General features: G+C 55.7%; 1 protein-coding gene. It reads left to right on the top strand.

Annotation, left to right across the window (positions count from 1 at the left end):
* Positions 1-22 precede the first annotated feature (22 nt).
* Positions 23-287, top strand: a 265-nt coding sequence (locus tag J4G32_RS21125; RefSeq protein ID WP_246505452.1) for an Hsp70 family protein, incomplete at its 3' end; no start/stop codon positions are given.

The raw sequence follows: 287 nt of genomic DNA, 5'->3' as shown, positions 1-287 counted from the left end.
CGCCTCGATGATCAAGGATTCCATGAGTTTTGCCGAGCAGGACGTGAAAGCGCGTATGCTGGCGGAGCAAAAAGTCGAAGCCGCGCGCGTGCTGGAAAGTTTGACCGGCGCGCTAACTGCCGACGCCGCGCTGTTAAGCGCCGCAGAACGTCAATGCATTGATGATGCCGCCGCACATTTAAGCGCGGTCGCACAAGGCGATGATGTTGACGCCATAGAACAAGCCATTAAAAACGTAGATAAACAAACCCAGGAATTTGCCGCTCGCCGCATGGACCAGTCGGTTC

It is taken from the genome of Microvirga antarctica, from assembly GCF_017921815.1.
GTDB classification, from domain to species: domain Bacteria; phylum Pseudomonadota; class Alphaproteobacteria; order Rhizobiales; family Beijerinckiaceae; genus Microvirga; species Microvirga antarctica.
This window is presented reverse-complemented; position numbering and strand designations above follow the sequence as displayed.